This window comes from Prauserella marina (assembly GCF_002240355.1).
In the GTDB taxonomy this organism is placed as follows: domain Bacteria; phylum Actinomycetota; class Actinomycetes; order Mycobacteriales; family Pseudonocardiaceae; genus Prauserella_A; species Prauserella_A marina.
Map to the genome: position 1 here is coordinate 4,315,658 of NZ_CP016353.1, position 15,721 is coordinate 4,331,378.

Annotated in this window: 16 protein-coding genes; 6 read left to right on the top strand and 10 right to left on the bottom strand. The window is 69.3% G+C overall.

All coding sequences use genetic code 11. The features are described from left to right. Positions 1 to 14: 14 nt before the first annotated feature. The 6 genes from BAY61_RS20250 to BAY61_RS20275 all read left to right on the top strand — a co-directional run bounded on the left by BAY61_RS20250 (position 15) and on the right by BAY61_RS20275 (position 4,300). Positions 15 to 812: a GntR family transcriptional regulator gene (locus BAY61_RS20250; RefSeq protein ID WP_420848844.1), complete on the top strand. Its 798-nt coding sequence runs from the start codon at positions 15 to 17 to the stop codon at positions 810 to 812. Further along, positions 809 to 2,125 (top strand): PTS transporter subunit EIIC, encoded by a 1,317-nt coding sequence (locus BAY61_RS20255; protein WP_091808032.1) that lies wholly within the window; start codon positions 809 to 811, stop codon positions 2,123 to 2,125. Before BAY61_RS20250 ends, BAY61_RS20255 begins: the two co-directional genes overlap by 4 nt. 14 nt (positions 2,126 to 2,139) lie before the next feature. After that, positions 2,140 to 2,406 carry an HPr family phosphocarrier protein gene (locus tag BAY61_RS20260; RefSeq protein ID WP_091808467.1) on the top strand — a complete coding sequence of 89 codons (267 nt, stop codon included), beginning with the start codon at positions 2,140 to 2,142 and terminating at the stop codon, positions 2,404 to 2,406. An 86-nt stretch (positions 2,407 to 2,492) separates the two neighbouring features. After that, positions 2,493 to 2,780 carry a DUF6343 family protein gene (locus BAY61_RS20265; RefSeq protein WP_091808030.1) on the top strand — a complete coding sequence of 96 codons (288 nt, stop codon included), beginning with the start codon at positions 2,493 to 2,495 and terminating at the stop codon, positions 2,778 to 2,780. Next, the gene (locus tag BAY61_RS20270) at positions 2,777 to 3,418 is read left to right on the top strand and encodes a phosphoribosyltransferase (protein ID WP_091808028.1); all 642 of its coding nucleotides are present in this window, start codon (positions 2,777 to 2,779) and stop codon (positions 3,416 to 3,418) included. Before BAY61_RS20265 ends, BAY61_RS20270 begins: the two co-directional genes overlap by 4 nt. Positions 3,419 to 3,478: 60 nt before the next feature. Next, positions 3,479 to 4,300: a serine hydrolase domain-containing protein gene (locus BAY61_RS20275; RefSeq protein ID WP_091808026.1), complete on the top strand. Its 822-nt coding sequence runs from the start codon at positions 3,479 to 3,481 to the stop codon at positions 4,298 to 4,300. Here BAY61_RS20275 and BAY61_RS20280 read toward each other — a convergent pair. The 10 genes from BAY61_RS20280 to BAY61_RS20325 form a co-directional block, all read right to left on the bottom strand. After that, positions 4,284 to 5,231, bottom strand: a complete 948-nt coding sequence (locus tag BAY61_RS20280) for a D-2-hydroxyacid dehydrogenase family protein (RefSeq protein WP_091808025.1) — start codon at positions 5,229 to 5,231, stop codon at positions 4,284 to 4,286. The two genes, BAY61_RS20275 and BAY61_RS20280, sit on opposite strands and share 17 nt — an antisense overlap. A gap of 9 nt (positions 5,232 to 5,240) precedes the next feature. Then, positions 5,241 to 6,386 carry an endonuclease/exonuclease/phosphatase family protein gene (locus BAY61_RS20285; RefSeq protein ID WP_245866251.1) on the bottom strand — a complete coding sequence of 382 codons (1,146 nt, stop codon included), beginning with the start codon at positions 6,384 to 6,386 and terminating at the stop codon, positions 5,241 to 5,243. Between the two features lie 227 nt (positions 6,387 to 6,613). After that, entirely contained in the window at positions 6,614 to 7,498 is an 885-nt protein-coding gene (locus tag BAY61_RS20290; RefSeq protein ID WP_091808023.1) for a shikimate dehydrogenase, read from the bottom strand. After that, positions 7,473 to 9,236 carry an endolytic transglycosylase MltG gene (gene mltG / locus BAY61_RS20295; protein ID WP_091808022.1) on the bottom strand — a complete coding sequence of 588 codons (1,764 nt, stop codon included), beginning with the start codon at positions 9,234 to 9,236 and terminating at the stop codon, positions 7,473 to 7,475. The genes BAY61_RS20290 and mltG overlap by 26 nt, the downstream gene beginning before the upstream one ends. Further along, positions 9,233 to 9,724, bottom strand: coding sequence for a Holliday junction resolvase RuvX (gene ruvX, locus BAY61_RS20300; protein WP_091808020.1), 492 nt, complete (start codon positions 9,722 to 9,724; stop codon positions 9,233 to 9,235). Before ruvX ends, mltG begins: the two co-directional genes overlap by 4 nt. Beyond that, positions 9,721 to 12,381, bottom strand: coding sequence for an alanine--tRNA ligase (alaS, locus tag BAY61_RS20305; protein WP_091808018.1), 2,661 nt, complete (start codon positions 12,379 to 12,381; stop codon positions 9,721 to 9,723). The genes ruvX and alaS overlap by 4 nt, the downstream gene beginning before the upstream one ends. Positions 12,382 to 12,491: 110 nt before the next feature. Next, positions 12,492 to 12,821 carry a hypothetical protein gene (locus BAY61_RS20310; protein WP_091808016.1) on the bottom strand — a complete coding sequence of 110 codons (330 nt, stop codon included), beginning with the start codon at positions 12,819 to 12,821 and terminating at the stop codon, positions 12,492 to 12,494. Next, the gene (locus BAY61_RS20315) at positions 12,818 to 13,231 is read right to left on the bottom strand and encodes a DUF948 domain-containing protein (protein ID WP_091808014.1); all 414 of its coding nucleotides are present in this window, start codon (positions 13,229 to 13,231) and stop codon (positions 12,818 to 12,820) included. Before BAY61_RS20315 ends, BAY61_RS20310 begins: the two co-directional genes overlap by 4 nt. Positions 13,232 to 13,328: 97 nt before the next feature. Then, positions 13,329 to 14,213 (bottom strand): NAD(P)-dependent oxidoreductase, encoded by an 885-nt coding sequence (locus tag BAY61_RS20320; RefSeq protein WP_091808011.1) that lies wholly within the window; start codon positions 14,211 to 14,213, stop codon positions 13,329 to 13,331. A gap of 102 nt (positions 14,214 to 14,315) precedes the next feature. Beyond that, positions 14,316 to 15,692, bottom strand: a complete 1,377-nt coding sequence (locus BAY61_RS20325; RefSeq protein WP_094168508.1) for a replication-associated recombination protein A — start codon at positions 15,690 to 15,692, stop codon at positions 14,316 to 14,318. Between the last annotated feature and the right edge of the window lie 29 nt (positions 15,693 to 15,721).

The following is a 15,721-nucleotide window of genomic DNA, read 5'->3' on the forward strand; positions in this document are numbered from 1 at the left end:
ACCAATCTTGAGCCGTGGACGCGAGTACGGAGGTGCCGATGGAGCACGGTGCCGACCGCGTCATCGACGGCCCAACCCCGAAACACACGCAATTGCGCGAGATATTGCGCCGGTTGGCCGAACGCGAACTGGCTCCCGGCGCACCCATTCCCTCGGAAAGGGAACTCGCGCGGCGGTACGCCGTCTCGCGGCTCACGGTCCGCACCGCCATTGGAAAACTCGTCGACGAAGGTCTGTTGTCGAGGGTGCGGGGACGGGGTACCTTCACCGCGGCCAGGCGGATGGAGCTACAGCTGTCCCTCATGTCGTTCACCACGGAGATGCGACGGCGCGGCCTGCGGCCGAGTACCGAGATCCTTTCCACCGCAACGGAAGTACCGTCGGCCGAGACGGCGACCGCGCTACGGCTCGGCGACCGCGAGGTCGCCTCGAAACTCAGCAGGCTCCGCCTCGCCGACGGTGTTCCGCTTGCCGTCGAACGCGGCTGGTACCGCAGTGCCGCCGTGCCCGGCCTGTTCGACCTCGACCTGACGCAGTCGCTCTACGACCAACTGGCCAGGAATTACGACATCCGGTTCGACACTGCCTGGCAGACGGTGTGGGCGGAGGCCGCCGGCAGGGAAACCGCGCGGCTGCTCGGCATCAAGACCGGCAGCCCGCTTCTCGTCTTCCGCAGGATCTCCAGCGTGCGCGGAGAACCCGTCGAGGACATGACGTCCTGGTACCGGGGAGAGCACTACCAGGTGACCATGCAACTGGACCGGAACTCCCCGGAATCCGGCCCGCTGCCAAACCATGGAGGACGGCCATGAGTGCCACGTCAGCGGAATCGAAGAGCAAGGGCAGGAGGTTAGCGGGGCTGCAACGCTTCGGTCGCAGCCTGATGCTCCCGATCGCCACTCTGCCCGCGGCGGGCCTGCTGCTCCGGCTCGGCCAGGACGACATGCTCGGCCGGTGGTCGGCGACGCAGGACATCGCGAAGGTACTCGCGGCGGCGGGAGGCGGTCTCTTCGACTGGTTGCCTCTGCTGTTCGCCGTCGGTATCGCGGTCGGGTTCGCCCGCAAAGGCGACGGTTCGACGGGTGTGGCCGCGGTTGTCGGCTTCATCGTGTTCAACAAGGTCGTGCAGGTGTTCGCACCGATCAACGAGCTGGAAGGATTCGACGAAGGCTGGTATCTCGCGCCGATCAAATGGCCCTACAGCGTGCTGTCGGGTGTCGTGGTCGGCCTGGTGACGGCGGTGCTGTGGCAGCGTTTCCACCGCATCAAGCTCCCGCCCTATCTCGCCTTCTTCGGCGGCCGCAGGTTCGTGCCGATCATCAACTCGTTCGTGCTGCTGCTGCTCGGTGTCGTGTTCGGGCTGATCTTCCCGGTGATCGACGCCGGGATGCAGAACCTCGGTGAGGCGGTCACCAGCGACGCCGTCATCGGCGGCGGCGTGTACGGCTTCTTGAACCGGCTGCTGATCCCGATCGGTCTTCACCAGCTGCTCAACGTGCCGGTGTGGTTCATCTTCGACGGTGGCGACATCAACAACTTCTTCGAGGGCGACCCCAGCGCGGGCGCGTTCACGACCGGATTCTTCCCGATCTTCATGTTCGCCCTCCCCGCCGCGGCGCTGGCGATCTGGCAGACCGCGCGGCCAAGCCAGAAGAAGATCGTCGGCGGCATCATGATCTCGGCGGCGCTGACGTCGTTCCTGACCGGTGTCACCGAGCCGATCGAGTTCGCGTTCATGTTCGTCGCCTGGCCGTTGTACCTCATCCACGCCGTGCTGACCGGCATCTCGCTGGCTCTGGTGAACGCGCTGGACATCCATCTCGGCTTCGCGTTCTCGGCCGGTGGTATCGACTTCGCGCTCAACGCGGGCGCCCCGGCCGCGAGCAAGGCGTGGTTGCTGATCCCGATCGGGCTCGCCTACGCGGCCATCTACTACCTGATCTTCCGGTGGGTCATCACCAAGTGGAACCTGCGCACACCCGGCAGGGAGGACGAAGGGGACGCGGCCGTCACCGATCCGACCGCCGACCAGCCGGACAGCGAGCCGGACACCGGCAAGGAACCCGCGGGAAGCGGCACCACGAAAGCCAAGGACAGCGGTTCTCAGGCGGAATCGCCACAGTGAACGGAAGGGAACCGATGGCCGAGGTCAGAGTCACGGTGGCGAGCAAAGTCGGCCTGCACGCCAGGCCCGCCGCACTCGTCGCCAAGACGGCGGCAGCGCAGCGGGTGCCGGTGACCATCGCCAAAGCCGGTGCGGAACCGGTACCGGCAGGCAGCGTGCTCAGCCTGCTCACGCTCGGCGCGCGGCACGGCGACGAGGTGGTGATCGCCGCGGACGGTGACGGCGCGAAGGATGCCGTCGAGGCGGTCGCCGCGCTCGTCACCACCGAACTGGACGGGTGATCGCGGCGGGCTGTGCCATCGGCTTGCCGTGAGCACAGCCCGCGTTTCCCCCGTGTGGGGCGGCGCCATCCGGGTACCCGGATGGCATGGAGCGACGGCAGGAACGGCCGCGCACCCGGAAGGACTACGAGCGCGGCCTACCCGATTACCACGACCCGACCGCGGGATTCGGCGGTGCCGCACCCGCCTACAGCGCGTTGACGCTGCGGATCGTGCTCGCCGCCATCTCGGTGCTGGTATGCGCGGGCGCGGCGGTGTTGTTCGCGTTGTACGGCGTCGTGTGGCTGACCGTGGTGCTATGTGTGCTGGCCGTGGTCATGATGGTCGACCTCGGCTGGGTCATTCACCGCAAACGCAGAGGTGAACCCGGATGAGCGGGCCCCGCGCCTTCGCCAACCGCGACGAGGGAGGGCGGGTGCTGGGGACCTTGCTGCGGGAGGAGACCTGGGCCGAGCCCGTCGTGCTCGGCTTGGCAAGGGGCGGTGTTCCGGTCGCGGCCGGGGTCGCCACCGCGCTCAGGGCACCGCTCGGCGTGGCGGTCGCGCGGAAGATCGGCGCGCCGGGACATCCCGAGTTCGGGGTCGGCGCCGTCACCGCCAACGGCCCCCCAATCTACGACAGCGGCAGCGTCAGCGCGCTCGGGCTCACCGAGGCGCAACTGACCGAGGCGAGCGAGCGCGAACGCGCGGAGGCCCGGCGAAGGGTCGAGCGTTACCAGCGTGGCCTGCCCGCCCTGCCGGTCGAAGGCAGGGACGTCATCCTCGTCGACGACGGTCTCGCGACCGGGGTGACCGCGACCGCGGCACTGCGCGCGCTGCGGGCCGAGGGACCACGCAGGCTCGTGCTCGCGGCACCGGTGTGCGCCGCTCAGGCGGTCGACGGGCTGCGCGGCGAAGCCGACGAACTGGTGTGTGTCTCGCGTCCACACGATTTCCGGGCCGTCGGCCAGTGGTATGCCGACTTCGGCCAGACCAGCGACGACGAGGTGATCTCGTTGCTCGGCCGGGACTGAGCGGGGTCACGTCGGCCACCTCTCGCCCCGCGGCGGCACCGTCGTTCGTAGGGTGGGGCCATGGACAGCGTGCGGTTGATCGAACAATGGCCGGTACCCACCGCCGCGGCGGCTGTGGTCGCCGCCGACGGCAGCGTCATCGGCGGGCACGGCGACACCACTCGCCCGTTTCCGCTGGCCTCGGTCACCAAGCCACTGACGGCATACACGGCGCTGATCGCGATCGAGGAGGGCGTCGTCGAACTGGACACCCCAGCGGGTCCTCCCGGCTCGACGATCAGGCACCTGCTCGCTCACGCAGGCGGCCTCGGCTTCAATGAGCACAAGGTTCTTTCCGCGCCGGGAAAGCGCAGGATGTACTCCAACGCGGGTTTCGAACAACTCGCCGACGCGCTGGCGGAACACTCGGGTATCGCGTTCGCCGACTACCAGCGTGAAGCGCTGATCGAGCCACTGCGGCTGAAGGACACCAGGCTCGACGGCTCCCCAGCGGCGGGCGCGGTGTCCACTGTGGATGACCTGGTCCTGTTCGCGGCCGAACTACAGCAGCCGAAGCTGATCGCGCCGGAAACGCTCACCGAGGCGACGACGGTCGTATTTCCCGGCCTCAGCGGCGTACTCCCCGGATTCGGCCACCAGGAACACAACGACTGGGGCCTCGGGTTCGAGATCAGGGACCACAAGAGTCCCCATTGGACGGGCGCGAACAGCTCACCGGCCACGTTCGGCCACTTCGGACAGTCCGGAACCTTCCTGTGGGTCGATCCCGAAGCCAACGCAGCGACCGTGGCACTCACCGACCGCAACTTCGGCCCATGGGCGGCCGAGGCATGGCCGCCGTTCACCGACGCCGTGCTCGCCGAACTCAGCGGCCGGTCATGACGCGGATCGGCGAACCGGCCGCGAACGCCGCGATGTTCTCCACGGCGTCGCCATAGAAGACCTCGTACACGTCGCGGGTGACGTACCCGAGATGCGGGGTCAGGGTCACGTTCGGCAACGACCGGAGCGGGTGGTCGGCGGGAAGTGGCTCGACGTCGTAGACGTCGAGCGCCGCGCCACCGATGCGCCGCTCCGTCAGCGCGGCCAGCAGTGCCCGCTCGTCGACGATCGGGCCGCGTGAGGTGTTGACCAGCAGCGCGGTGGACTTCATCGCGGCGAGTTCCCGTTCGCCGATGAGGCCCCTTGTGCGACCGCTGAGCACGAGGTGGACCGACAGCACGTCCGATTCGGCGAGCAGTTCGTCCTTCGACACCGCGGTGACCCCGTGTTCGGCCGCCCGCTCCGCCGTCAGGTTCTGACTCCACGCGATGGTGCGCATTCCGAACGCCTGCCCGACCTCGGCGACCCTCGACCCGAGCCTGCCGAGGCCGAGCAGCCCGAGCGTGCCGCCCCGCAGGCTCGTGCCCACGGTGCGCTGCCAGCCACCCCTGCGCATGTTCTGCTCCTCCTCGGGGATGCCGCGCATCGCGGCGAGGATGAGCGCCCACGTCATCTCGGCCGTCGGGTGCGGCAGGTAGCCGGTGTGCGTCACCACGACGCCCCGTTCTACCGCGGCCTCGACGTCGATGGCCGCGTTCCTGACGCCTGTGCTGACCAGCAGCTTGAGCGAGGGCAACCCGGCGAGCAGATCGGCCGGAAACCGGGTGCGCTCCCGCATCGCGACGATGACGTCGAACCCGGCGAGCCTGCGTACCAGTTCGGCCCTTTCACCGATGTGCTCGGTGAACACCTCGATGTCGGCGCCGAGTGAATCCCAGTCGGCGAACCCGAGCGCGACGTTCTGGTAGTCGTCGAGGATGGCGATCTTCATGCCACCACGCTAGGCCACGAACAGGTCGACCCTGACCAGGTGGTGGTCGGAGGCGTCGTTCAGCCGCGCCAGTGGTGAGCCGGGAACGGGCCAGAACACGCCGCTGCCGAACACCGGAAGTCCACGTGAGGGCAGCACGTAGTCGACCCGCAGGTTGCCGGGACTCTCGTCGCCGAAGTCGGCGGTGTCGAGCCAGGGGCTGCCTTCGTGTTCGTCGTTCGCTCCGCCCTGCTGCCGCGCCGCGACGGCGGCTCCCGCGCTGGCTGGTTTCGGGTCGTGCACCCTCGGCGCTGACAACAGCATCGTCGCCGCGGCCTCGACGCTGTCGCCGTCGAACGGATCGGCGTTGTAGTCACCGGCGATGACGAACCGCTCCCCGTTCGGCAACCCGCCGCGCACGCCTTCGTCGTCGTAGATGTAGTCGCCGTGACCCGGCGTCACGTAGTCGGCCCAGAACCTGATCTCGTCGTGGTTACGGGTGCCGTTGCGGTCCTCCGGCCCGTCGAACGACGGCGGCGTCGGGTGCGCGACGAGAAAGTGCACGCTGCGCCGTCCGACGACGACGGGGACGTCCCAGTGCGATTTCGACGAAAGCCGCAGCACGTCCAGGATTTCCGGCGAGTACCAGTCGGCGGGTTCTTCGGTCGCCGGGTCGTCGGGCAGGGTCGCTCCCGGCATGTCGGCCCAGCGGAACCGCTGAAAGGTGCGGATCGCGCCGGTGTCGATGGGATGCCGGGACAGCACCAGCATCCCGTACTGGCCCTCGAAGTCGCCGAAACCGTGCGCGTCGTTTCCGCCGTCGGCCCGCCCGTCCCTGTCGAGGTCGAAACCGGTGGGCACACCCGTGTTGACCGGCGCCGTGAACGCGTAGGGGTAGTCGACGGGTCGCGCGCCTCGCTGACTGACCGCGAGGTAGTTGTCACGGAACGCGTCCACGGCGGCGTAGCCGGGGACGTAGTCGAACTCGTTGATCAGCACTACATCCGGCCGGTTGCGCTGAATGACCTCGGCGACCTTCCTCGCCTGCGGATCGTCCGGTGTGGACAGATCGGCCAGCAGGCCGCCTTCGTCCGCCCTGTTAAGCGAGGCGTTGAACGTCGCGAACCGTACCGGTTCCACTCCAGCTTCGGCGGGCGCGGACACCGCGACGGTCAGTGACGCGGTCCACGCGACGGTGGCGGTGACAGCGAGCAGGCGACGGAATCCGACCACGGTGACCTCCCAGTCCGCGCCCACTGTAGGGCAACCGCGCGGGAACCGGGTGAACGCGCGGCTGACGGCGACGGAACTCGCGGGGCCCGACCGCGCATCTCGGCGGCCCGGACGCGGATCTCGGCGCCCTGAGTGCGGATCTCGGCGGGCTGGGCGGGGACTCGCCCCGGTCAGGCGTCGGTCGGCAACGGCAGCGGTACCGCGTTCCCCGTCGCCTCCCGCAGCGCGTCGCGCATGGCGACCTTGGGCGCGGGCTCGCCGGTGAACTGCTCCACCTGGCCGAACGCCTGATGCAGCAACATGTCCAGTCCGGTGGCCAGCCTGCCGCCACGGGCGGCCACGGCTTCGGCCAGCGGCGTCGGCCACGGGTCGTAGATGACGTCGAGCAGGCAGGGCAGCACGGCCAGTTCGGCGGCGTGCGGCGCGATCGCGGCGGGCGGAACCGTCGTCACCAGCACGGCGGCGTCCTTCGCCAGCTCCCGGAAGTCCACATCGGACCACCGCAGCACCTCGGCCGCGATACCGGTGCGCTCGGCGGCGGCGACCGCCTCCCTCGCCCTTTCCGGTTCGCGCACCACGAGCCGTACCCTTCCGGCCCCTAGTTCGGCGAAAGCGGCCACCGCCGCGGAGGCGGTACCGCCCGCGCCGAGCACGACCCCGGTGAAAGACGGCGAGCCGACCCAGCCCGCCGAGGTCAGCGCACCGGTGATCCCGTCGACGTCGGTGCAATCGGCGGCCCACTCACCACTACCCCGGTGCACCAGGGTGTTGGCCGCGCCGACGGCAACCGCCCTCGGCGTCGCCTCCTCGGCGACCCGCAGGGCGGCTCGCTTTCCCGGCATGGTCACGGAGAGACCGGCCCACTCCTGGCCGAGACTCTTGACGAATCCCGGCAGTCCTTCCTCGTCCACCTCGACCCTGTCGTAGGTCCAGCCGCCGAGGCCGAGTGCCGCGTAGGCCGCGCCGTGCAGGACGGGCGAAAGCGAATGGGAAACCGGCTTTCCGAGAACGGCCGCCTTGCGCACGGCGTCAGTAGACACCGCGTTTCCTCGCATCCGCCGCGGCGCGCTCGTGCTCTTCGAGGTTGTTGGTGAAACAGGACAAGCCGTTCTTCTCGCACTTGACGAAGAACAGGTAGTCGCCGGTCGCCGGCTTTTCAGCGGCCTTGATGGCTTCCATGCTCGGCGCGGAGATCGGAGTAGGTGGCAGCCCGGTGTTCTTGTAGGTGTTGTAGGCGCCGGCGCGTTCCCTGTCCTCGGCGTTCGTCCGCACCTCCGGCCGGTCGAGCACGTAGTTGACCGTCGAGTCGAACTCCAGCCGCATGTCGATGTCGTTGCGGTTGTAGATGACGCGGGAGACCTTCCCGAAGTCCGTCTCCACCGCTTCCCGCTCGATCAGCGAGGCGATGATCAGGATCTGGTAGGGGCTGTAATCGGTTTGCCCTGCCGCGTCGGGAAGACCGGCGGCCTGCATGCGCGTCGCCGACGTCTTCAGCACCTCCTGCAAGAGCTGCTTCGCGTCCCAGCCCGGCTTCACGTCGTAGACGCCGGGCTGGATGATGCCCTCCAGCCTGCGTTTCGGTTCCGCCTTGGCCGCGTCAGCCGCCGCCCACTCGGGCACGCCGAGTTCAGCGAGGTCGGAATCCGCGACCACCTGGCGCAGTTCGTCGGCGGGAATGCAGGTGTCGTCGCCGTTGAGCTCCGCGCACGAGGCGTTGGACAGCAACGTGAACACGCCTGGGGTCACCTTGCCGTCGGGCTGGGTGAGGTCGTCGAGCTGGGTGCCCGCGCGAAGTTGCAGTTCACCGACCCGCGCACCAGGTTCGACGAGCTTGGCGACCGCGTTCGCGCCGGACATTTTCGTCTTCACGACGTAGTAGCCGGGCTGCACACCCAGAATCCGCGAGTCGTCCTCGCTGGCGTTGACGAACGCGGCGGCGCTGGCCACCACGTCGAGCTCGTGCAGGCGCGACGCGATGGCCCTGGTCGAGTCGCCCTCCTCGATCTCGATCAGCACGTCGCGCTCGCCGGTTCCCGCGTAGTCCTCGGCGCCGAACCCGAACAACTCCCTCGCGCCCCAGTAGGCACCGCCCACCAGCACGACGATGACGGTCAGCGCGACGAGCCAGCCGAGGAACCGCTTGCCCCGCTTGCGTTTCGGAGGGTCCTCAGGCGGATCGTCGCGCTCGTCGTCGAAGTACTCGGGAACCGCCCTGTCGTCGTCGCGCTCGTCGTCGTAGTACTCGTCGTCGGTGACGTCCTCGTCGAGCAGGTCGTCATAGCCGAGGTCGAGGATCTCGGTGGGGTTCTCGTCAGGCGGTACGCCCTCGTTGGGAGAACGCCGCCTTCGTGGCCGTGTTCCGCCCCTGCCCGCCGCCTGGGCGCGTCGTTCCTCAGCGGGATCCCTTCGCCGTGGCGGTCCAGGCGAACGTTCGGGGTCGGGCTCACGAGGCGGTTCCGCCGCGCGAGGGGTGTGCCGGACGGGCCTCGCCGGTGGTTCGCCCGCCCCTTCCATCCGTCGCGCCCTGGGCGGCGGCCCCTGAGCACGGGGCGGCCTCGGGGGAACACCACGGGCTGGTGGTTCCTCGTCCCGGTCGTACGGATCGACCTCACGCCTGATGCCCGCGTCCGGTTCGGACGCGGCGTGCCGCGAGCGGCGCGCCTGCGGCCTGCCGGCCGCGCGCTGCTGGGGCTCTCTCGGCTCGCCCCTCTGCGCTCGCGGAGGCTGTTCCGGGGGCTGCTGAGCCGGTCTCAACCGTCGCCTGCCACCGGAACCGTCGTATGGCGTGCTCATGCCGGGCCTGCTCCTCTCGCCGCAGCCCCCCTGGCATCAAGCCAACCCTGCAGTATCTCCACGGCCGCCGCCTGATCGACGACGGCCCTTTGCTTGCGTCCCTTGACTCCGCGTTGCGACAACATCCGGCTCGCGCTCACCGTGGTGAGCCGCTCGTCGGCCAGCCTGACCGCGACCGGCTCGATCCGCTTCGCCAGCGCCGCCGCGTAGGCAACGGCGATGTCGGCGGCCGAGCCCTGGCGGTCGGCCAGCGTTCTCGGCAGCCCCACGATCACCTCGACCACCTCGTGCTGGGCGGCAAGCCGGGCCAGTTCGTCGATATCGTTGTCGTCGTCCGCATCACGCGACAGCGTAACGAGGGGGCTCGCCAGAATCGGCGCGGGATCGCTGAGTGCCACGCCGACCCTGACGGAACCCACATCGACGCCAAGCCGCCGACCGGGCCCAGGATCGTTGTCCCCTGGCCGGTCGGGTCGTGTATCGCTCACGCCGCCGACAACGCGTTCCGCAGCGCGGCGATGGCGTCCCCGATGCCACCGGGGTTGCCGCCTCCACCCTGAGCCATGTCGGCCTTGCCGCCGCCCCTGCCCTCGATGGACGGCGCGAACGACGGCACGAGCTTGCCGGCCGCGAGCCCCTTGTCGCGGGCCGCCGCGGTGGTGGCGACCACGAAGTTCACCTTGCCCTCCGAGGGCGCGAACAACGCCACGACGCCAGGCCTGCCGCCAAGCCGGTTGCGCACCTCTCCGGTGAGCGCGCGCAGGCCCGCCGCGTCGATGCCCTCAGCGAGCTGTTCGGCGACCACGGCCACGCCTCCGGCGTCCTGTGCCTTGCCCGCGAGCGAACCGGCCGAGCCGAGTACCTGCTCCCTGCGTAGTTGCTCGATCTGCTTTTCCGCGTTGCGCAGCCTGGTCAGCACGTCCTCGATCCGGGAGGGCAGCTGGTCGGTCGGCACCTTCAGCGTTCCGGCGAGCTGCGACACCAGCAGCTGCTCCTTGCGCACGTGCCGGAGCGCGTCCTGCCCGACGAGGGCCTCGACCCTGTGCACGCCGGAGCCGATAGAGGAGTCGCCGACGACCTTGACGAGACCGAGCTGGCCGATCCGGTCGACGTGCGTTCCACCGCACAACTCCCGCGAGTAGTCGCCCATGTCGACGACTCGCACGTCGTTGCCGTACTTCTCGCCGAACAACGCGACCGCGCCGAGTTCGAGCGCCTTGTCCTTGGTGGTCGTGTAGGACCGCACCTCGACGTCGGTCTGCAAGTAGTCGTTGACTTCCTCCTCGACCTCGGTCAGCACGTCGGCCGACACCGAGGCCGGGGTGGTGAAGTCGAAGCGCATCCGGCCGGGCGAGTTGAGCGAACCCGCCTGTGCCGCGCGGTTGCCGTACGCGCCGCGGACCGCCGCGTGAACGAGGTGGGTCGCCGAGTGCGAACGGGCGATCGCGGCCCTGCGCGTCGCGTCGACGGAAGCGGTCAGCTCGGTGTCGATGCCGACCTCACCGGCCATGACCTCGACCCGGTGCACGAACAGGCCCGGCACCAGCTTCTGCACGTCGTTGACCTTGACCTCGGCACCGGCTCCGACGAGCACGCCGCGGTCGGCGATCTGGCCACCGCTCTCGGCGTAGAACGGGGTGCGGTCGAGAATGAGTTCCGCCTTCTGGCCCTCGGTGACGACGGGAACGGGCACGCCGTCGGCGAGCAGGCCGACGACCCTCGCGGTGGCCTGCAAGTCGGTGTAGCCGAGGAATTCGGTCTCCCCGTGCTGTTCGAGAACGGTGCGGTAGACCGAGAGGTCGCCGTGCCCGGTCTTGCGCGAGGCCGCGTCGGCCTTCGCGCGCTGCCGCTGCTGCTCCATGAGCGTGCGGAAGCCGTCCTCGTCGACGGAAAGCCCCTGCTCGGCAGCCATCTCCAGGGTCAGGTCGATGGGGAAGCCGTAGGTGTCGTGCAGCTGGAACGCCTTGTCCCCTGCCAGCATCTCGCCACCGGAGCGCTTGGTTTCCGCCGCCGCGACGTCGAAGATGCGCGAACCGCTGGTGAGTGTCGCGAGGAAGGTTTCCTCCTCGGCGCGCATGACGTCGCTGATCCGGTCGAAGTCCCTGGCGATCTCCGGGTAGGAGGGTGCCATCGCGTCGCGCACCACGGCCGCGAACTCGGTGAGCACCGGTTCGTGCACGCCGAGCAGCCGCACGCTGCGCACGATGCGGCGCAGCAGCCTGCGCAGCACGTAGCCCCTGGCCTCGTTGCCAGGCGTGACGCCGTCACCGATGAGCATGACGCCGGAGCGCGCGTGATCGGCGATGACCCGGAACCGCACGTCGTCGGCGTGGTCGACGCCGTACTTGCGGCCGGAGAACTCCTCCGCCCTGCCGATGACCGGGCGCACCAGGTCGGTCTCGTAGACGTTGTCGACGCCCTGGAGCAGGTAGGCGACGCGCTCGATACCCATCCCGGTGTCGATGTTCTTCTTCGGCAGCTCACCGAGAACGGGATGCCCCTTCTTCGGGCTGCCCTCGCCCCTGATGTCCTGCATGAACACCAGGTTCCAGATTTCGAGGTAACGGTCCTCGTCCACGGCGGGGCCACCGTCGCGGCCGTGCTCCGGTCCCCTGTCGTAGTAGATCTCGGAGCAAGGGCCGCCAGGACCCGGAACGCCCATGTCCCAGTAGTTGTCCTCGGCGTCCCTGAACTGGATGCGCTCGCTCGGCAGCCCGGCGATGTCCTTCCACAGGCCCGCTGTTTCCGCGTCGTGCTCGTACACGGTCGCCCACAGCCGGTCGGGGTCGAAGCCGAAGCCGCCGTCCGCCTGCGAGGAGGTGATCAGTTCCCAGGCCCGCTCGATCGCGCCCTGCTTGAAGTAGTCGCCGAAGGAGAAGTTGCCCGCCATCTGGAAGAAGGTGTTGTGCCGCGTGGTCTTGCCGACCTCGTCGATGTCACCGGTGCGCACACACTTCTGCACGCTCGTCGCCCTCGGGTACGGCGGCGGCACCTCGCCGAGGAAGTACGGCTTGAACTGGACCATGCCCGCGTTGACGAACAGCAGTGTCGGATCGTCGAGGATCAACGACGCGCTCGGGACCCTGGTGTGGCCGTGCTTCTCGAAATACTCCAGGAACCGCTTGCTGATCTCGTGTGTTTCCACTGGTTTTCCTTGAAAGGTGAGGTCCGGCGGCGCGCACGTGCGCTCTTACCGGAAGGGAACGAGGCCGAGGTGGGGCGGCGAAGGGCTGGGGCTGGCCTTACGGAAAGCGCTCAGCTCTCCGCCCGGCGCGCTCGCCGCGCACGCGTTTCGGGTGCCGCGTGCCTGCCGGCTTCCCCCTGCCCGCGGGCAGCGCCCCGCACCTGGGGTCGTTGCACTCCGGCACGCTCTTCCACGATGTCGTTCAGCTCCTCTTCGCGCTCGCTCATTCCGGCGCGGACGTCCGCACCGAAGGCGCCGATGGCACCGGCGAGCTCCCTGACGGCGCCGCCTACGTTCGAGGCTAACCCCGCCGGGGTGGCTTGACGAGCGGTTTCGGTGGCCTTCCTCGACAACGCGACTCCCGCCGCGACGCCGACACTGAGCCAGAACAGTCGCCTCATCGCTTGCCGCTCCTGCGCTTGCGCCGCGAGTGCTTGCCCTCGATCCCGTTGCCGTTCTTGGCGCCACGACGGGCGCGGACGGCCTTGGACAGCCCGTAGGACAGCGCCGCGGTCTTCACGAGTGGCCCGCCGAGCGTCGCGGTGAACACCGAGGACAACGCCGACACGTTGCCCGAAACGGCCTGCGCGTTGGCCGTGATCCCGTCCACCCGCTCAAGCTGGGTGTTCACGTGGGTGATCGTGTCGTTGGCGCCGTGCAGCAACGGATCCGCGTTCTCGTGGGCCTTGCGGATGGCGATCGTGGCCTCGTCCAGCGTGCGCCCGAGCTTGATCAACGCGATCGCCAGGAACACCACCAGCAACACGAACGCGCCCGCGGCGATCAGCGCGGCGATCTGCCCAGCCGACACGTGCCCTCCTTCAAGATCGATGGCGACTGCCTCGATGTCGATTGCGCGTCAGGCTACCGTGCGTCGCCGGATCCGTCCGGAGCGCCCTGCCGGTCGATCACCCTCCGTGTCGCGGCGCATCCGTGACACCCCGGTACAGCACCGCCATGTCCTCGTCAGCGTGCCCCGACTCTACGACGGCCGAAAGGTGGGACAGCGTCGCGCGCAACCCGCCAAGATCGGCTTCTCCCGCCGAGGCGAGCGCCAGTTCGGCGTCTTTCATGGCGAGTGCGGCGGTGAAGCTCGGCGGATAGTCGCCCGCGATCATCTCCTCGCCCTTGGCGTGCGCGTAGGCGGCGTCGAGCGGTCCGCCTTCGATGGCCTCCAGGAACAGCTTCGGGTCGACGCCGAGCAGGTGCGCGAGCGCGATGCTCTCCGCGGCGGCGTTGGTCAGGCCGAGCAACCACGTGTTGACCACGAGCTTGAGCTTGCTCGCCGCACCGGCGAGGCCCACCCACATCGTGCGGGAGCCGACCGTGTCGAAGACCGGCGCGCACCGTTGCCCCAGCCGCAACGGACCCGAGGCCAGCACCACGAGCGTGCCCTGCTCGGCAGGCGCCCTCGTACCGAGGACGGGGGCGTCGACGAAGGCGACTCCCGCGTCGGCGGCCAGCGCGGCGAGTTCGGCGGTCCACTCCGGCCCGACCGTGCTCATCTGCAACCACACCGCGTCCTCGGCGAAGGCTTCCAGCGCTGGATTCACCGTGTCGTGCACCGCGCGGCCCTCGGACAACATCGTCACCACGAGTCCCGCACCGGCGACGGCCTCGCGTGGAGTGTCCGCCACGATCGCGCCCCGTTCGGCCAGCGCGCGGGTCTTGGCCGTCGTCCGGTTCCACACCCTGACCGGGAGCCCAGCCCCGAGCAGATTCGCCGCCATCGGCTCGCCCATGGTCCCTGTCCCCAGCACGGCGACCGTCGGCGACGGTGTCGGCACCGGCATGGCTGGCTCCCCTCACCCGGCGCCGTCCGGCGCCTCTCGACCTGTCCGGAGGTGGGGTAACCGGAAGAGGGCGCGCTCATGCTTGCGGGTCTCGAGTTGACCCTAGGCGCGAGGATCGTCCCTGATCGTGCGGCGTAACCGGGGAACGCGCTCGGCCAACGTCCGCTCGGCGCCCCTGCTGGTCGGGTGGTAATAGTCCTTGCCGACCAGCTCGTCGGGCGGATACTGCTGGGCGAGCACGCCGTCGGCGACGGCGTGCGGGTAGCGATAGTTCTGTGCGTTGCCGAGTTTCGCCGCCCCCGCGTAGTGACCGTCGCGAAGGTGAGGGGGCACCGTCCCGGCGCCCCCGGCGCGCACGTCGCCGAGCGCGGCGTCGATACCGGCGATGACGGCATTGGATTTCGGCGCCGTGGCCAGGTGCACGGTGGCCTGCGCGAGCGCGAGCCTTCCCTCCGGCATTCCGATGAACTGCACGGCGTGCGCGGCGGCGACCGCCGATTGCAGTGCCGTCGGGTCGGCGAGCCCGATGTCCTCGCTCGCGTGCACGACGAGCCGCCTCGCGATGAACCGCGGGTCCTCCCCCGCCTCGATCATCCTTGCCAGATAGTGCAACGCGGCGTCGACGTCGGAACCGCGAATCGACTTGATGAACGCGCTGATGACGTCGTAGTGCTGATCGCCGTCCCGGTCGTACCTGACCGCCGCTTTGTCCACAGTGGACTCCACGGTGGCGAGATCGATGGTGGCGCCCTGGGTGGCCGCCGTGGCGTCCGCCGCGGCCTCCAGCGCGGTCAGCGCCCTTCGCGCGTCGCCGGAGGCCAGCCGGACGACGTGTGCCATCGCCTCCTCCGACAACTCGAAGGCGCCGTCGAGCCCACGTTCGTCGGTCAGTGCCCTGTCGAGCAGTTCCCTGATGTCGTCGTCGGTCAACGGCCGCAACTGCAACACCAGCGAACGCGACAGCAGCGGCGACACCACCGAGAACGACGGGTTCTCCGTGGTCGCCGCCACCAGCAGTACCGTGCGGTCCTCCACCGCGCCGAGCAGCGCGTCCTGCTGCGTCTTGGAGAACCGGTGCACCTCGTCGATGAACAGCACCGTGTTCTCGGAGTTGTACCTGCGCCGCCTGCGGGCCTCCTCGATGACGCCCCTGACCTCCTTGACACCGGCCGACAGCGCCGACAACGCGACGAACCGGCGGCCCGTCGCCGTCGAAACCAGGTTGGCCAGCGTGGTCTTTCCGGTGCCAGGAGGGCCGTACAACAGCACCGACGCGGGCGCCGCGCCCTCGACCAGCCTGCGCAGCGGGGCGCCCTCACGCAGCAGATGCTGCTGGCCGGCGACCTCGCCCAGGGTCCGAGGGCGCATCCGGACCGCGAGCGGCGAACCCGGCGGCACCGGCGGTGGGTTCGCCGCGCCTGCCGGCTCCGGCGGAGGCGCCAGGTCCTGGTTCACCGTGAAGAGCTCGTCCTGTTGCACACTTCGAAGGTAACCACGGGTACCGACAG